General features: G+C 71.8%; 8 protein-coding genes and 1 pseudogene. 5 read left to right on the top strand and 4 right to left on the bottom strand.

Annotated elements, in window-relative coordinates; translation table 11 throughout:
• Positions 1–28 precede the first annotated feature (28 nt).
• Positions 29–1,936, top strand: a complete 1,908-nt coding sequence (locus tag ABZ532_RS05140) for a DUF4012 domain-containing protein (RefSeq protein WP_361279675.1) — start codon at positions 29–31, stop codon at positions 1,934–1,936.
• Here ABZ532_RS05140 and ABZ532_RS05135 read toward each other — a convergent pair.
• Both ABZ532_RS05135 and ABZ532_RS05130 read right to left on the bottom strand, forming a co-directional pair.
• The gene (locus ABZ532_RS05135; protein WP_361279674.1) at positions 1,915–2,535 is read right to left on the bottom strand and encodes a low molecular weight phosphatase family protein; all 621 of its coding nucleotides are present in this window, start codon (positions 2,533–2,535) and stop codon (positions 1,915–1,917) included. The genes ABZ532_RS05140 and ABZ532_RS05135 overlap by 22 nt on opposite strands.
• Positions 2,536–3,966, bottom strand: a complete 1,431-nt coding sequence (locus ABZ532_RS05130; protein ID WP_361279673.1) for a polysaccharide biosynthesis tyrosine autokinase — start codon at positions 3,964–3,966, stop codon at positions 2,536–2,538.
• Between the two features lie 266 nt (positions 3,967–4,232).
• Between ABZ532_RS05130 and ABZ532_RS05125 the strand changes: the two genes are divergently transcribed.
• The 3 genes from ABZ532_RS05125 (at position 4,233) to ABZ532_RS05115 (ending at position 8,944) form a co-directional block, all read left to right on the top strand.
• Positions 4,233–5,963: a DUF4012 domain-containing protein gene (locus ABZ532_RS05125; protein WP_361279671.1), complete on the top strand. Its 1,731-nt coding sequence runs from the start codon at positions 4,233–4,235 to the stop codon at positions 5,961–5,963.
• Positions 5,964–6,182: 219 nt separating this feature from the next.
• Positions 6,183–7,679 carry a sugar transferase gene (locus tag ABZ532_RS05120; RefSeq protein WP_361279670.1) on the top strand — a complete coding sequence of 499 codons (1,497 nt, stop codon included), beginning with the start codon at positions 6,183–6,185 and terminating at the stop codon, positions 7,677–7,679.
• A gap of 89 nt (positions 7,680–7,768) precedes the next feature.
• Positions 7,769–8,944: a hypothetical protein gene (locus tag ABZ532_RS05115; protein ID WP_361279669.1), complete on the top strand. Its 1,176-nt coding sequence runs from the start codon at positions 7,769–7,771 to the stop codon at positions 8,942–8,944.
• A 76-nt stretch (positions 8,945–9,020) separates the two neighbouring features.
• On the opposite strand, the gene ABZ532_RS05110 is transcribed toward ABZ532_RS05115, so the two are convergent.
• Together ABZ532_RS05110 and ABZ532_RS05105 are read right to left on the bottom strand one after the other, a co-directional pair.
• A complete protein-coding gene (locus ABZ532_RS05110) occupies positions 9,021–10,940 on the bottom strand; it encodes an asparagine synthase-related protein (protein WP_361279667.1) in 1,920 nt (639 codons plus the stop codon).
• Positions 10,940–13,192: a Gfo/Idh/MocA family oxidoreductase gene (locus tag ABZ532_RS05105; RefSeq protein ID WP_361279666.1), complete on the bottom strand. Its 2,253-nt coding sequence runs from the start codon at positions 13,190–13,192 to the stop codon at positions 10,940–10,942. The genes ABZ532_RS05110 and ABZ532_RS05105 overlap by 1 nt, the downstream gene beginning before the upstream one ends.
• A gap of 297 nt (positions 13,193–13,489) precedes the next feature.
• On the opposite strand from ABZ532_RS05105, the pseudogene wecB reads away from it, so the two are divergent.
• Positions 13,490–14,632: pseudogene (wecB, locus tag ABZ532_RS05100) on the top strand (UDP-N-acetylglucosamine 2-epimerase (non-hydrolyzing)); the annotation flags it as partial.
• Positions 14,633–14,709: the final 77 nt, after the last annotated feature.

Here is a 14,709-nt window from a genome sequence, read left to right as displayed (position 1 = left end):
GAAACATCGTCGTACGGACGGGAGCCCCATGAGCCTTGGACTGAGGCCGCCACGGCCGCGACTCCTGTCGCGCCTTCTCTCGCGTCTGCCTCCACGCCTGACCCTGCCCCCGGGCCTCCTGCGTCGTTCCCTGCCTCCGCGCTTCGGACCGGTCAGGCTCCTGCTGGTCGCCGCCGCCGTGCTGCTGGCGGCGGGCGCCGCCTGGATCGCGGTGACCGGGCTCTTCGCACGCGCCGAACTGCTCGCCGCGAAACGCGATCTGGAGACCCTGCGGCAGTCGGTCACCGGCGGCGGAACGGCGCCGGGCCAGGGGAGCGGCTCCGCCTCCGCGGTCGCCGGAGCCACGGACGCCCGGCGCACGATGGGCTCCGCCGCGGACCACGCCGGGCTGGCGCACCGCCTCACCACCGGGCCCGCCTGGTATCTCGCCTCACGTATCCCCTTCGTCGGCCGCCCCGTTGACACCGTGCGCGGCGCCACCCACGCGGCCGACCGGCTCACCCACGAGGTGTTCCCGGCGCTGGTGCGCATGGTCCCCGACATCGCCAGGGACACCCGGGGCCGCGGCTTCCAGGCGCTGCTGTCCGCGCTGCGCGGCAGCGCACCGGGCATCGACCGGGCGGCGCGTGCAGCCGCCGAGACGGAGGCGGCGGTCGCCGAACTGCCCGGCGACACCTGGCTGCCCGCCGCCGACCGGCTGCGGGAGGAGCTGGCCCGCCGGCTCGACGGCCTCACGTCCGTCATGACCGACGCACGCGTCGCCGCCCGGGTGCTGCCCCCGATGCTGGGCGACGAAGGGCCCCGGCGCTTCTTCGTGGTGTTCCAGAACACGGCGGAGGCACGCGGCACCGGAGGCATGCCCGCGGCCTTCGCCGTCGTCACCGCCGACGAGGGACGGCTGAGCTTCGAGACCTTCGGCAACGAGACCTCGCTGGCGAAGGCGAAACCGGTCGTGGACCTCGGAGCCGAGTTCACCTCCCGGTACGGGCCGAGCAACCCCACCAGCACCTGGGCAAACAGCAACCTCAGCCCGCACTTTCCCTACGCAGCCCGGATCTGGGCGGAGGCCTGGCGGGCCCAGAGCGGCAAGCATGTGGACGGTGTGGTCGCGCTCGACCCCAGCGCGCTGTCCCTGCTGCTGCGCGCCACCGGCCCGGGACGGCTCTCCGACGGCACCGCGCTCACCGCCGGCAACGTCCTGGACCTCACCGAGCGCACGGGCTACGCACGCTACGCGGACCCCGCCCGGCGCAAGACGGTCTTCTTCGACGCCGCCCGCACGGCGGCCACCCGGCTGGCCGGCGCCGTCGACGACCCACGGCGCCAGCCCGCCGTACTCGACGCGCTCCACCAGGTGCTGGAGCAGGACCGGTTGAAGGTCTGGAGCAACTGGGAGGAGGAGCAGCGCCTGCTCGAAACGCGACCGCTGGGCGGCGTCCTGCCTTCCGACGAGGGACCCTTCGCCGGACTGGTCGTCAACAACACCACGGGCGGAAAGCTGGACTACTACCTCGACCGAAACCTGGAGTGGATTCCGGGACGCTGCACCCCGGACGGCCGGCCGGTCATCGTACGGATCAGTCTCCGCAACCGTGCGCCCGCGTCAGGGCTGTCCGGCGATGTCACCCTGCGGGCGGACAAGCCGTCGTACCCCACCCGGCCCGGTGACAACAGGCTGCTGGTCTCCTACTACGCCAGCGCCGGTGCGGAGCTCACCGGCGCTGCCCTGGACGGTACGCCGGTGATGGCGGGTACCGAGATCGAGCACGGCCACCCCGTCTACACGACGGACCTGGAACTGCCGGCCCAGCAGACCCGCACGCTGACGCTGACGCTCATCGAGCCGCTCACCGACCGTGCCCCGACTGTGCTGCGCCAGCCGCTGGTCAACCCCCTTCGGGCGAGCGTCGAGCCCTATCCGCCCTGCGTGAGCTGACAGCTCCTGCGGGGAGCACGGGGCTCCGGCGGCGCGAAGGGCTCGCTGGGCGCCAGCAGCGCCGCCAGCGCGGCGACCGCCGTTTCGATCTCGTGCGCGCACCGCATGAGGGCTCCAAGGCCGCCACCCTGGGGATCGGCGATCTCGTCGTCCACGGCGGGCACCGGGTACGGGGTGCCCCGCGCGACCGCGACGCGGGCGATCAGCTCCCTGGGTGTTCGGGTGTGCTCCGTCACCCCGTGCACCAGCCTCAGGAACTCCTTGAGGGTGAAGGTGCGCCGCAGTGCCGCCGGACACATCCGCACCGCCTCGTCGCGGTGCTCCCGGGCGAGCCCGAGCACCAGGTCCGCCGCGGCGATCAGCTCCGGGGTCAGCACCGTCGAGGCGAAGCCCGTCCCCTCCCCGCCCAGCGACTCCAGCGCCGCAAGGGTCGCCGCGTCCATCCCGGTACTGCCCCAGGCCCGGGTACCGGCGCTGGACACCCGGGCGTTGGGCAGCCGGGGCGCCAGCAGTCGCTCGGCGAGCGGCGAGCGGTACATGTTCCCGGTGCAGATGAACAGCACCCGCAGCTCCGGGGCGCCGGTGGTGTCGCGGGTCATTCAGGCCTCGCTGCCCGCAGTCGCCGAGGCGCGCGGACGAGGCGCCGTCACGGGCTGCTCGGTACCGGTGGGATCGCCGTAGCCGTACGTGGACCCGTGGCCGCCTGCCATCCGGTTGGGGACCGGCGCCATGCTGAGCACGGCTCCCAGGGTGTGGACACCCACTTTGTGCAGCGACTCCGATGCGGCGATGATGCGGTCACGGGGTGTCTTCCCGGCCTGCGCGATGAGGATGACGCCCTGCGTCAGCGGGGCGAGCCCCACGGTGTCGGCGACGGGCAGCAGCGGCGCGCTGTCCACGATCACGGTCTCGTAGCGGGCGGCGAGTTGGTCGAGTACCTCGTGCATCCGGTCGGACGCCAGCAATTCGGCGGGGTTGGGCGGAATCGGCCCGCTGGTGAGGACCGAGAGCTGCCCGGTCTGCTGGATCACCTCCTCGATCTCCGCCTGGCTGATGAGCACGCTGGCCAGACCGGCGTCCGGGACCAGACCGAACGCGGCGGCGATACGCGGCCGGCGCAGATCGGCGTCGACAAGGCAGGTGGACGTACCGGAGTCGGCGAGTGAGAGCGCCAGGCCCATGGCCGCGCTGGTCTTGCCCTCCCCGGGATGCGCACTCGTCACGACGATGACGCTCGACCTCTGGCCGACCTGGGTGAACTTCAGATTCGTCCGCAGATGCCGGAACGCCTCGGCGCGAGGCGAGTGCCCGAGTGCGCCGACGGCGGGCGGCAGGCTGGCGGACTTCCTGTCGAAGGGGATGGCGCCGAGCACCGGCAGCCCGGTGTGCTCCGCGAGAGTCTCCGTCGTCTTCACCGTGGTGTCGAGGGCCTCGCGCAGCACCGCGATGGCCCCGCCGAGGAACAGCCCCGCCAGCAGTCCCATTCCGGTGTTGAGCATGGGGCGCGGGCTCACCGGGGCCGTAGGGGGAGTGGCCGCGTCCGTCACCCCGATCTTCACCGGGGAGTGGGTCTTCGGGGACTTCCCCCGTGGGGTCTCGAGCCGCTCCACCACCTCGCTGAAGCGCAGCGCGACAGCGTTGGCGATTTCCGCTGCCCGGTCGGGATCCGTATCGCTGACCGCGACGTTGATGAGCACCGTGTTGAGCGGCGCCTCGGCGGTGATGCTCCCGGCGAGCTGTTCCGCAGTGGTGGGGAGGCGCAGCATCCTGACGACGCCTTCGGCGACCTGACGGCTGGTCACGATCGACGCGTACGACTGGACCCTGGCCTGCGAGAAGGCATTGCCCTGCTGGAGCTGGGCGATGTCGGTGGCGCCCGACTGGGCGGACACGAAGAGCTGGGTGCGGGCTTGGTAGACCGGCGTGGCGAAGGCCGTGGCGGCCCACGCGGTGCCGACGCCTAGCAGCGTGCAGACGAGGACGGCGGGCCAGCTGCGCAGCAGCGCTCTGAGGACGATGCGGAGTTCCACAGACAGCACCTCGTTGGGCGAGTTCGGATCGGGGCGCCCCCAGATTAGTCAAAAATAGGGCATACATTCCGTTGTGGGCGTTTTCCCTCGCAAGAGGGTGGCGCCGGTCCAGATCAGGAGAAGAGCCGGTGATGGTGCTACGACGCATTCCGCGAGCCCTTTTGACGGCTGCTGATTCGCTGATCAGAACCGGGGTCGCCCGCTGCGCGGGGCTGCTTCGGCGCAGCCGTGGGCGCTGGCGTGCCCGGCACGTGCTGCTGGCAGGCGTGTCCCTGCTCCTTCTGACTGCCGGATGGCTGGTCGTCACGGGGCTGTACGCCCGCAGTGAGCTGCTCGCGGCCCGTCATGACCTGGAGGCGATGCGGAGCGCGATGGCGGGGGAGCAGGCGACGGCAGGCGGCCACCGGGGTGAGCGTGCCGAAGCGGCAGCGGAATCGGCGGCCGACCACGCGGCTCAGGCGTACGGGGCCACGACCGGCCCCGCCTGGTATCTGGCCGCCCGGCTTCCCTTCGTCGGTGCACCCCTCGAGACGGTCCGCGGTACGACCAGGGCCATCGACCGGCTGACCGGCGATGTGCTCCCCAGCGTCGTAGGGACCGTGAGCAGGCTCAGCGGTCACGGCGGCAGCGGCCGACTCGACCTCGCCGCGCTGCGCGGATCCGCACCGGCACTGGAACAGGCGGCCCGCCACATGGCGCGGGCCAGAGCCGAGGCACACGGGCTGCCGCGGAGGACCTGGCTGCCCGCCGTGGACCGCGTGAGGGGAGTGCTCGTCGACCGTCTCGACCGGCTGGCGCCCGCGGTCGCGGATGCCGCGACCGGTGCGCGGCTGCTCCCGCCGATGCTCGGGAACACCGCGCCGCGCCGCTATCTTCTGGTGTTCCAGAACACGGCCGAGGCACGCGGCACCGGCGGACTCCCGGGGGCCTTCGCCGTCGTCACCGCCGACCAGGGACACATGCGCTTCGAGACCTTCGGCAACAACACCATGCTGGAGAACGTGAAGCCCAAGGTCGATCTCGGAGCTGAGTTCACGGGCCGGTACGGAGCCTACGACCCCACCGGCACCTGGGCGAACACGAACCTCAGCCCGCACTTCCCCTACGCGGCCCGCATCTGGGCGGCGACCTGGCGGGCCTACGGCGGAAAGCCGGTGGACGGCGTGGCCGCGGTCGATCCCAGCGCGCTGGCCCTGCTGCTGCGGGCCACCGGTCCGGGGGTGCTCCCGGACGGAACCCTGCTCACCTCCGACAACGTCCTGGACCTCACCGAGCGGACGGGCTACGCCCGCTACGCGGACACCACGCGGCGCAAGGCCTTCTTCCTCGACGTCGCCCGCTCGGCGGCCACCCGGCTCACCGCCGCACTCGACGATCCGCAACGCCTGCCGGCTCTGCTCGCCTCCGTCCACGAAGTGGTGAAGCAGGAACGGCTGAAGCTGTGGAGCACCCGGCCGGACGAACAGAGTCTCGTGGAGGCGCGGCCGCTGGGCGGTGTCCTGCCTTCCGGCGAAGGACCTTTCGCCGGGCTTGTCGTCAACAACGCCGCGGGCGGAAAGCTGGACTACTACCTCGACCGGCGGCTGGAGTGGATCCCGGGGCGCTGCACCCCGGAAGGGCGGCTCGTCACCGCAAAGATCAGCCTCGGCAACCGCGCCCCGGTCACCGGGCTTCCCAGCTACGTCACCCTGCGCGCGGACAAGCCGACGTACCCCACCCGGCCCGGCGACAACAGGCTGATGGTCTCCTACTACGCCAGCGCCGGTGCGGAGCTCACCGGCGCGACGCTGGACGGCGCTCCGGCCATGACGGGCAGCAGCGTGGAACACGGTCACCCCGTGTACAGCGTGGACCTGGAGCTGCCGGCGCAGCGGACCCGTACCCTGACCCTCCACATGGTGGAGCCGGCCAGCGACCGTGGGCCCGTACTGCTGCGGCAGCAACTGGTCGCCCCACTGCGGACCGTGGTGCGGCCGCTCCCTGCCTGCCAGAGCTGACACCACTGCCCGCCGCCGCTCCGGTGAGCGGTGCCGGACGGTGGCAGACGGGGAGCGCCGTGCCACCCGATGCTGCTCATCGGGTGAGAGTTCCCCGCCGTCGAGCGTCGCCACCGGCCGGATCGCACACATGACGCACAATCGCCAGTGCTGTCCCATGGCCGGCCCGTCCCGCAGACGGACCTGCCAGGCGATCCGCCGGAGCCGGCTGGAGGGTGAATGAGGCTGTTCGGAGCGACCGCACCCGGTGTGCCACCGACACGGCAGTCGCAGCCGACGCACCGTCGCGACCGGCCGGGACCCAGGCGAGAGCACGTCGGCAAACCCGTGTGGTACCTGCCGGTCGTGGTGGCGGCGGACGCGGCGGGAGTGGCCGCCCCGATGTACCTCGCCCTCCGGCACGGCGATGCGGCCCGTCCCGCCTGGTGCGTGGCGACCGCGATGGCCGCATGGCTGCTCGTGCGGGGCTCGCGTGCCCGCTACGCACCGCGCCACCTCGGCGAGAGCAACCGGGTCGGCCCGGTGCTGCGCGACTGGCTCGCGCTGGTGGGGCTGCTCGCCGTGCTCCGGGCGGCGAGCGGTGAGGGATCCCCCTTCCATCTCGCACTGACGGCGCTCGTACCGTGTGTCGTGGTGACCACGGTCTGCCAGTCACTCGTCCACCGCCACCTGCTTGCCCAGCGCCGTGACGGCCGCGCCGTCCGGCGGGCACTCGTGATCGGCGAGGCGAGCGCCATCGACGGTCTGGTGAGCCATCTGGCGCGGCGCACCGACCACGAATTCGTGGTGGTCGGCGTCTGCCCGATCGGCGAGCAGAACCCCGGACTGGTCGCACCCGTGGCCACCCGGCTCGACCAGCAGGCCCCCGCACAGCCGTCGGCCGACTCCGCCCCCGTCCTGGACGCCGCCCGGCACCTGGACGTGGACCTCGTCTTCATCGCGCCCGGGCCGGGCATGGCCGGTGAGCGGCTGCGCCGGCTGTCCTGGGCAGTGCACGAGGACGGCTGCCGGCTGGTCGTCCTGCCGGGGATCTCCGAGGTGGCACGACGACGGGTCGACGTGTCGTCGGTGGCCGGCCTCACCATGCTGCACGTCGCCCCGCCCATCCGCCGCGGTGCCGCCGTGGTGCTGAAAGCGGCCATGGACTGGCTGGGCGCCGGCCTGCTCCTGGCGTTGCTCACCCCCGTGCTCGCGGTGGTGGCGCTGGCCGTACGACTGGACTCGCCGGGACCGGCGCTGCACCGTCAGATCCGCGTCGGCCAGGGGGGCCGGCCCTTCCGCATGCTGAAGTTCCGGACCATGGTCAGCAACGCGGAGCAGTTGAAGGCCGAACTCGCCCAGGCCAACGAGCAGGACGGGCGGATGTTCAAGATCCGCCGCGACCCGCGGATCACCCGCACGGGCCGGGTGCTGCGCCGCTACTCCCTCGACGAGCTGCCCCAGCTGTTCAATGTGCTGCAGGGCCATATGTCCCTGGTCGGCCCGCGGCCGCCGCTGCCCGACGAGGCGGTCGGCTACAACGCCGTGGAGCTGCGCAGACTCAGCGTCAAACCGGGGCTCACCGGCCTGTGGCAGGTCAGCGGACGTTCTGATCTGTCCTGGGACGAGACGGTCGCCCTCGACCTGCGCTACGTCGACAACTGGTCCCCGTCCGTGGACTTCGGTGTCCTGTGCCGGACCCTGCGGGCCGTCGTCGAGGGCAACGGCGCCTACTGAGCGACGGCCTGCCGGCGGGCGGCCCGTCCCACCCGGCCAAGCCATCCCAGCCTGACTCAGACGAACGACTCCAGGTCCACGGAGGGCCCATGCAGACCAGTACCCGCACCCCAGGGGCCGCGACCGCCCGCACCCGGGAGTTCCTCGACGCCGACGCAGTGCTGGCCCTCGCCGATTGGGTCTTCCGTTGGGCGGACACCCGCGGCTGGGCGGGCCCCGATCCCTACGACGGACTCACCAGCCTGTTCGGGAGACTGGCCGTGCACCCCGTGCTGCGGCAGACGCTGCTGCAGACGGTCAAGCGCAGCCCCGTCGACCTGAGGCCCGTGCTCGGTATCCGCCCGCTGCGCACCGCCGCCGCGACCGGCACCGCCGCGACTGCATGCGCCAGGGTGGCCGACTCGCCTCTGTGGCACGAACGCGCCCAGCGACTGGGCCGGTTGACCGCGGCCGAACAGATGACGGGGAACTACGCGGGGCTGTGGCGCTACGAGTTCGACGTCCAGACGCGATGGGCGTACTACCCCGCCAGCGTTCCCAATCTGGTGGCGACCACCTTCTGCGCGGACGGCTGCCTGGATTCCGGGACACTCGGCGCCGAGGCCGCCGGGTCACTCGGGCGCGCTCTGCTGGAGCACTTGTACAACGGCGCGTTCTTCACCTACACACCGACGAGCGAGGTGCTGGTCCACAACGCGAATCTCATGGGTGCCTCGCTCGCGGCGCGCCTCGCCGTGTCCGGGCTGCTCCCCGACGGGCTGTGCCGGAGTCTGCGCACGGTGGTCGGGACCGCTGTCGAGCTGAGCCTGGACGGCCAGCGTCCCGACGGCTCCTGGCCGTACGGCCGCGGGAGCCGGCTGGGGTGGGTGGACGGATTCCACACCGGATACGTCCTGCTGCGCCTCGAGCAGGTCGCCTCACTGCTGGACCTCGACGTCCGTGAGTCGCTCGAACGGGGTACGCACTACTACCTGACCCATATGTTCGACGGGCCCGTGCCCCGCTACTTCGCCGGCGGCCGCAGCCGACCGGATCCGAACAACGACGCCACCGCGGTGCGGATGGCGGCGTGGGCCAGCGAACACGGCTTCGTCCCGGCCGACTTCGCCAGTGCGGTCCTCGCGGCGGTGGTGGACCGCTATCCCGGCACGGGCGCCCGTACGGGCGGCACATCCCGGCGCACGCCCGTGCTGTGGGCCTCGCCCCGGTGGAGCACGGCGCCGCTGGTGGACGCCCTTACCGCGCTCCACTCCGCCCTGCGATGACGCCCTGCGCCGACACTCTCCGCCGAAGTCCTGCGCCAACGTCTTCCGCCAGGGGCCGAGGCGCAGGCGGCGGGCCCTATGAGGACGTCCGGCTGAGGACCGGCTCGCGATAGCCGACCAGGGCGTCTTCGGCTCGGCCGGGCCCACCCGTCACATTGCGGTCCCACCAGACGGCGGCGCAGAAGAGCCCGAACACGGCGAGACCGCGGTCCTGCCGGCCCTGGATGTGTTCCTCGACGAACCGGTCGGCCGTCGCGCGGTCGAAGAGGTCGTCGAACACGGCGGACCGCCGTACCTCGGGCCACAGGCGTCCGCCGTGCTCACGCAGCAGCGACCGCACCGGTGCCCCGAAGCCGGTCTTGGGACGCTGGGCCACGAAATCCGGTACGCCGGCGGTGACCGCGGCCGCACGGAAGCGAGCCTTGCCGTTCCCCAACTTCAGCTGGCGCTCGGCGACGGCGCCCAGAGCGGTGGCGGCCACCGGCTCGCCCAGGAACGGCACCCGCAGCTCCACGCCCGCGCGCATCGAGGCGCGGTCGCCGTACAGCAGGTTCAGACCGGGCAGGAACAACCGCCGGTCGCACTCCACCACCGCCGCCAGCGGACTGCCGCCCCGGTCCAGCACCGCTCCGGCCACCTCCCTGTGCCGTTCGGTGACCGCGTCGAGACCGATGCCCGGTGCCAGCGCGTGCCACTCCTGCGCGGAGTAGTACGCCTGTGTCGCCCATGCCCAGTCCCGGGCACCGAGCCGGAGCAGCCGGTCGAACTTGTCGGCGCGTTCCCGGTAGCGCCTGGGCCGGGGGACGGCGATGGCGGCGCGCAGGGCGATCCGGGCCCCCACGGGCAGCCGCTGCAGCAGCAGCACGGCCTGGTAGCGCTCGTACCCGAGGAACAGCTCCTCGACCCCGAGCCCGGACAGCAGCACGGTGGCCTGGCCCCGCGCCGCCTGGGAGAGCTGCATCAGCGCGATGGCTGCCGGGTCACCGAAGGGAAGTTCCATGGTGGAGACCAGCTCCGGGATCCGCCGCAGCACGTCGACATCGAGGTCGACCCACTTCAGCTGCAGGCCGAGGTGCCGCGCGACCCGCTCGGCGTACGGGGCGTCGTCCTCGAACGGCTCGGCGGATGCCGTCGGGCGCATTCCCGTCCGCGCGGCGAACGCCGGCCCGGCGAAGCCGGCCTTGACCAGCTCGACCCCCAGCCAGGTGCTGTCCAACCCCCCGCTGAGCAGCAGACCGACGGTGACATCGGCCCGCACCTGTCGGGCGACCGATGTGCGGACGGCGTCACGGAGTTCCCCGGTGGGAAGCACCGGACCGGCTTGCCACAGCGGCGCGGCCACGTCGGCGTACGGAGGACGGCGGACGAGTACGGTCCCGGCGGGGACGGCCTGTGCCCGCTGCCAGCCCGTGCGCGGCGGAGGAGTCCACAGGAACATGGCGCCCTGCGCCACCGCGACCGGATCGACACCTCCCAGCAGCCCGCACACGCGCAGCGGTTCCAGCTCGCTGGTCAGTGCCACCAGACGGCCCGCGGCGTCCGTCGCCGTGTACAGCGGCTTGATGCCCAGCCGGTCCCGCCCGTACCACAGCCGCCCGTCGGGCAGGACGAGGACGAACGCGAACATCCCGTCCACCCGGTCGAGCAGGCGCGGAGCGTCCGGCTGCAGCAGGAGCTCGTAAAGGACCTCGGTGTCGCCGGTCGTCCGGGTGCGTACCCCCCGCCCCCGCAACAGGTCCAGAAGCTCAGGGGCGTTGTAGATCTCCCCGTTGTACAGCAGCACACCCCGCTCGGCCGAGCCGAAGGGCTGGTTGCTCCTGGCGTCGGGGTCGATGACGGCCAGGCGCCGGAAGTGCAGTGCCGCATGCCAGTCCGGCCCGCTCAGGTCCAGATGTCCACTCGCGTCCGGCCCCCGGTGCGCGATGGCCGCGCACGGATCCACCCCGCGCCTGCCGAGCGTGGCGTGCTTGCCCAGCAGAACGACGAAGCCGCACATCAGATCGTGACCGCGGACCGGGCGGGACCGTCGGCCGTCTGTTCCACGCCGACAGCCGGAGTGGGCACGCACCGGAGTGCCTTGGCCAGGGAGGGGGTGGACGGAGCCACCTCGACGGGCCGGCCGAGCGTGACCGAGCGGGCGGCCCGGCACGCCGCGAGGGAACTCCACAGGGCCGTACCGAAATCGGCGTCCGGGACTGTCTCGCCCCGGATCAGACGGACGAGCTGCCGCATCTCGGCGGCGTGTCCCTTCGGTGCGCCACGGTACTTGCCCGTGGTGGGACCGCCCGCGGCCCAGACGGTGAGCGTGCGAAAGTCGTCGAGCCGCGCGGCCACGCCGTCGGCGGCCACCTCCACGCACTCCTTGGGGGCTCCGGGGGGTGTGAGTCCGCCGTACACGATCGACGCGGTCGAGCCGTTGTCGTAGTCCAGGTGGAGTGTCACGCTCTGTGCCGTGACCGGGTCCCGGGTGTCCACCGCGGCGGCGCTGACGGAGACCGGCCGGGCGCCCGTGAGGAAGCCCGCGGCGTCGATGAAGTGGCACACCTCGCCGAGCAGTCTGCCGCCCTGGCGAGGGCTGAAGTACCAGTGGTCCGCGGGGAGCCGGCCGGCGAAGACCCGGTAGCCGACCTGAAGCGGCACGCCCGCGGGAAGCGCCTTCTTCAGCTCCTGCATCGCCGGGGCGAAGCGTCGGTTGAAGCCGGCCATCGCCGGGGCGCCGGAAGCCAGCCACGCGGTGGCGATCTCCTCCAACTCCACCTCGGTGAGCCCGAGCGGCTTCTCGCAGTACAGGGCCTTGCCGCCGCGCAGGACCTGCGCGGCGTAACGGCCGTGGCTGTCATGGCGGCTGAGGACCATCACACAGTCGGCCGCGGCGGATGCCAACCCCGTCTCGGCGCTCTCCGCAACCGTACCGAAGCCCCAGCGGCGTCCCTGGTGGGCGGCGGACAGCCCGCGGGCGCTGGCGATCCAGGAGAACTCGACTCCGCGCTCGCGCCGCAGATGGGGGAAGAGCATCCTCGTCGCGAAGTTCCCCGCACCGACCGCGGCGATGCGGACCGCGCCCCGCGGCTTGGTCCACAGGGCGGGACCGGACGGCTGCCGCGGCTTGGGCGGAAGCTGCGCGGTGCCCGGATAGCGCAGCAGCAGTGCCACATCGCGCTCTCCGTCAGAGGGCTTCAGTGCCGCGTATGCCGCGGCCGCGTCCTCGATCGGGAACACCCTGGGCCGCAGCTGCGCCAGGTCCAGCGCGCCCGCCGCCACCAGGCGCAGCACTTCGGAGAGATTGCGGCGCTCCGTCCACGGGACGTATCCCTCGGGGTACGGCTGGCCGTCTTCCTCGAAGCGGGAGTCGTACCGGCCCGGCCCGTACGACCGTGCGTACCGGATCGACAGCTCCTTGTGGTAGTACGAGGAGCGCGGCGGGGCGACGTTGACGTCACCGACGACGACCACGGCCGCACGGTCGCGGGCGAGCCGGCCGGCGGACTCGATCGGGTCGGTGCTGCTGGTGGCGGCGGTGATGATGACGGCGTCGGCCCCGGCGCCGCCCCAGTGCCGGCACAGCACACCGGCCAGGTCGTCCACGTCCCGCCCGTGGGCCGTGAGCCCCGCGGACCGCGCGAGCTCCACCATGACGGGATCCGGGTCGATGCCGGCACCGTCGTAGCCGTAGGCGCGCAGCAGGTGCAGTGTGAGCTGTCCGACCAGTCCGAGACCGATGACGGCGATGCGCGAGCCCGGAACCGTCTCCGTCTGGTGGATGCCCTGCAGAGCGATCGCGCCCACTGCCGCGAACGCCGCCCACTCGCTGTCCACGCCTTCCGGCACCGGCACCACAAGATTGCGGGGCACGGTGACGATCTCCGCGTGGGAGGCATAGCGTGCCCCGGCGGCGGCCACCCGCATCCCGGGGCGGATGTCGTCCACGCCTTCGCCGGCCTCGAGGACCACTCCGGCACAGGAGTATCCGAGCTGCATCGGGCGGTCCAGCCGGTCCTGGACCATCCGGTAGGTGTCCGCGACGCCCGCCTGCTTCAGCGTGTCGAGAACCTGCTTCATCTGCTCCGGCCGTTCACGGGCCTTGCCCACGAGGCTCTGTGCTCCCGTCGTGACCGTGGCCCGCTCCGTTCCCGCGCTGATGAGCGAGTAGTCGTTGCGGATCACCACCGTCCCGGGGGCTGCCCCGGGCGCGGGGATCTCTTCGACGGTGATGGATCCTGTGCGGGGGGACAGGAGCACGGTTTTCATCGGAATCGCCTTTTCAGAAGTGGGGACGGCACCCACAGCGCACTGTATGAACCGGAATTCGCCCTCCCAGGGCCTTGTCCTGTGCGCGGACCCGGATGGACGTACATGTCCATGCGTGAGGGTGAACGCCGGTCACACCGAGGCGGCGACCCGGTTCGAATGCGGATTCGCTGGTATCTGTGGGCGTTGTTGCGTGAGCCGGCCCCGATGCCCTGTATTCCCCGCACCCCGTGCATTTCCTGAATTCCCGGCGGTCGGACAGGTGTGACATCGGGATTCCCGGCACGGTGCGAATCCATGAAGAAGCGCGGCCGCCACGGTGTTGTCCGGCGCACGCCGGCGTGGGAGGAGACTCGGGTGAAGCGGTTGATGGTCGTCTACGGAACCAGGCCCGAGGCCATCAAGGTCGCTCCGGTCATCAAAGCCCTGCGCAGATCAGCCGACCTCGAACCAGTGATCACCGTCACCGCTCAGCACCGGATACTGCTCGACCAGGTGCACGCCCTGTTCGGAATCGAGCCCGATCACGACCTGGATATCCTCAGCGAAGGGCAGACCCTTTCCGACATCACCGTCAGGGCGCTGAGCCGGCTGTATCCGCTGCTCGCACGCGAACGGCCGGACGCCGTACTCGTCCAGGGCGACACCACCACGGCGTTCGCCGGTGCGCTCGCCGCCTTCTACCACCGCATTCCCGTCGTCCATCTCGAGGCGGGGCTGCGTACCGACGACAGGGAATCCCCCTTTCCCGAGGAAATCAACCGCCGGCTGGTGAGCCAGTTGGCGGCGGTCCATTTGGCCCCGACATCGGGCGCCCGCGAGAACCTGCTCAGGGAAGGGGTCGACAGAGCGTCCATCGTGGTGACCGGCAACACCGTGATCGACGCCCTGCACTGGGCGGTCCGGCGGAAGGCCGACTACGGCGATCCGGCACTTGCCGATCTGGACGACAGCACCAGCAGGGTCCTGTTGGTGACGGCCCACCGCCGCGAGTCATGGGACGGCAGGATGGAGGCCATCGGCGGCGCACTGGCTGATCTGGCGCGCACCGAACCCGAGTTGCTCATCGTGCTGCCCCTGCATCCCAACCCCGTGGTACGGGCCGCGATCCTGCCGCAGGTGCGCGGGATCCCCACCATCCGGATCACGGAACCCTTGGGATACGCGGGCTTCGCCCGGCTTCTCGACCGGGCGCACATCATCATGACCGACAGCGGAGGCATCCAGGAGGAGGGCCCCAGCATCGGTAAGCCCGTGCTGGTCATGAGGAACACCACGGAGCGTCAGGAGGCCATCCAGGCGGGCACCGCCTTGCTGGTGGGGACCGACCGGGACCACATCGTGAAGCAGGTGCGGCGTCTGCTGCACGACCGGTCGGCATACGCCTCGATGGCCAACGCGGTCAACCCGTACGGCGACGGCCGGGCCGCCGACCGTGCCGTACGGGCGATCGGTCACTGGATGGGGCTGTGCGCACGACCGGAGGAGTTCGGTCAGGCGCAGGCGCAGGCGCAGGG

This window comes from Streptomyces sp. NPDC019396 (genome assembly GCF_040632375.1).
Classification (GTDB): Bacteria; Actinomycetota; Actinomycetes; order Streptomycetales; family Streptomycetaceae; genus Streptomyces.
The sequence above is the reverse complement of the archived record's forward strand: the minus strand, read 5'-3'. Positions and strand labels throughout refer to the sequence as shown.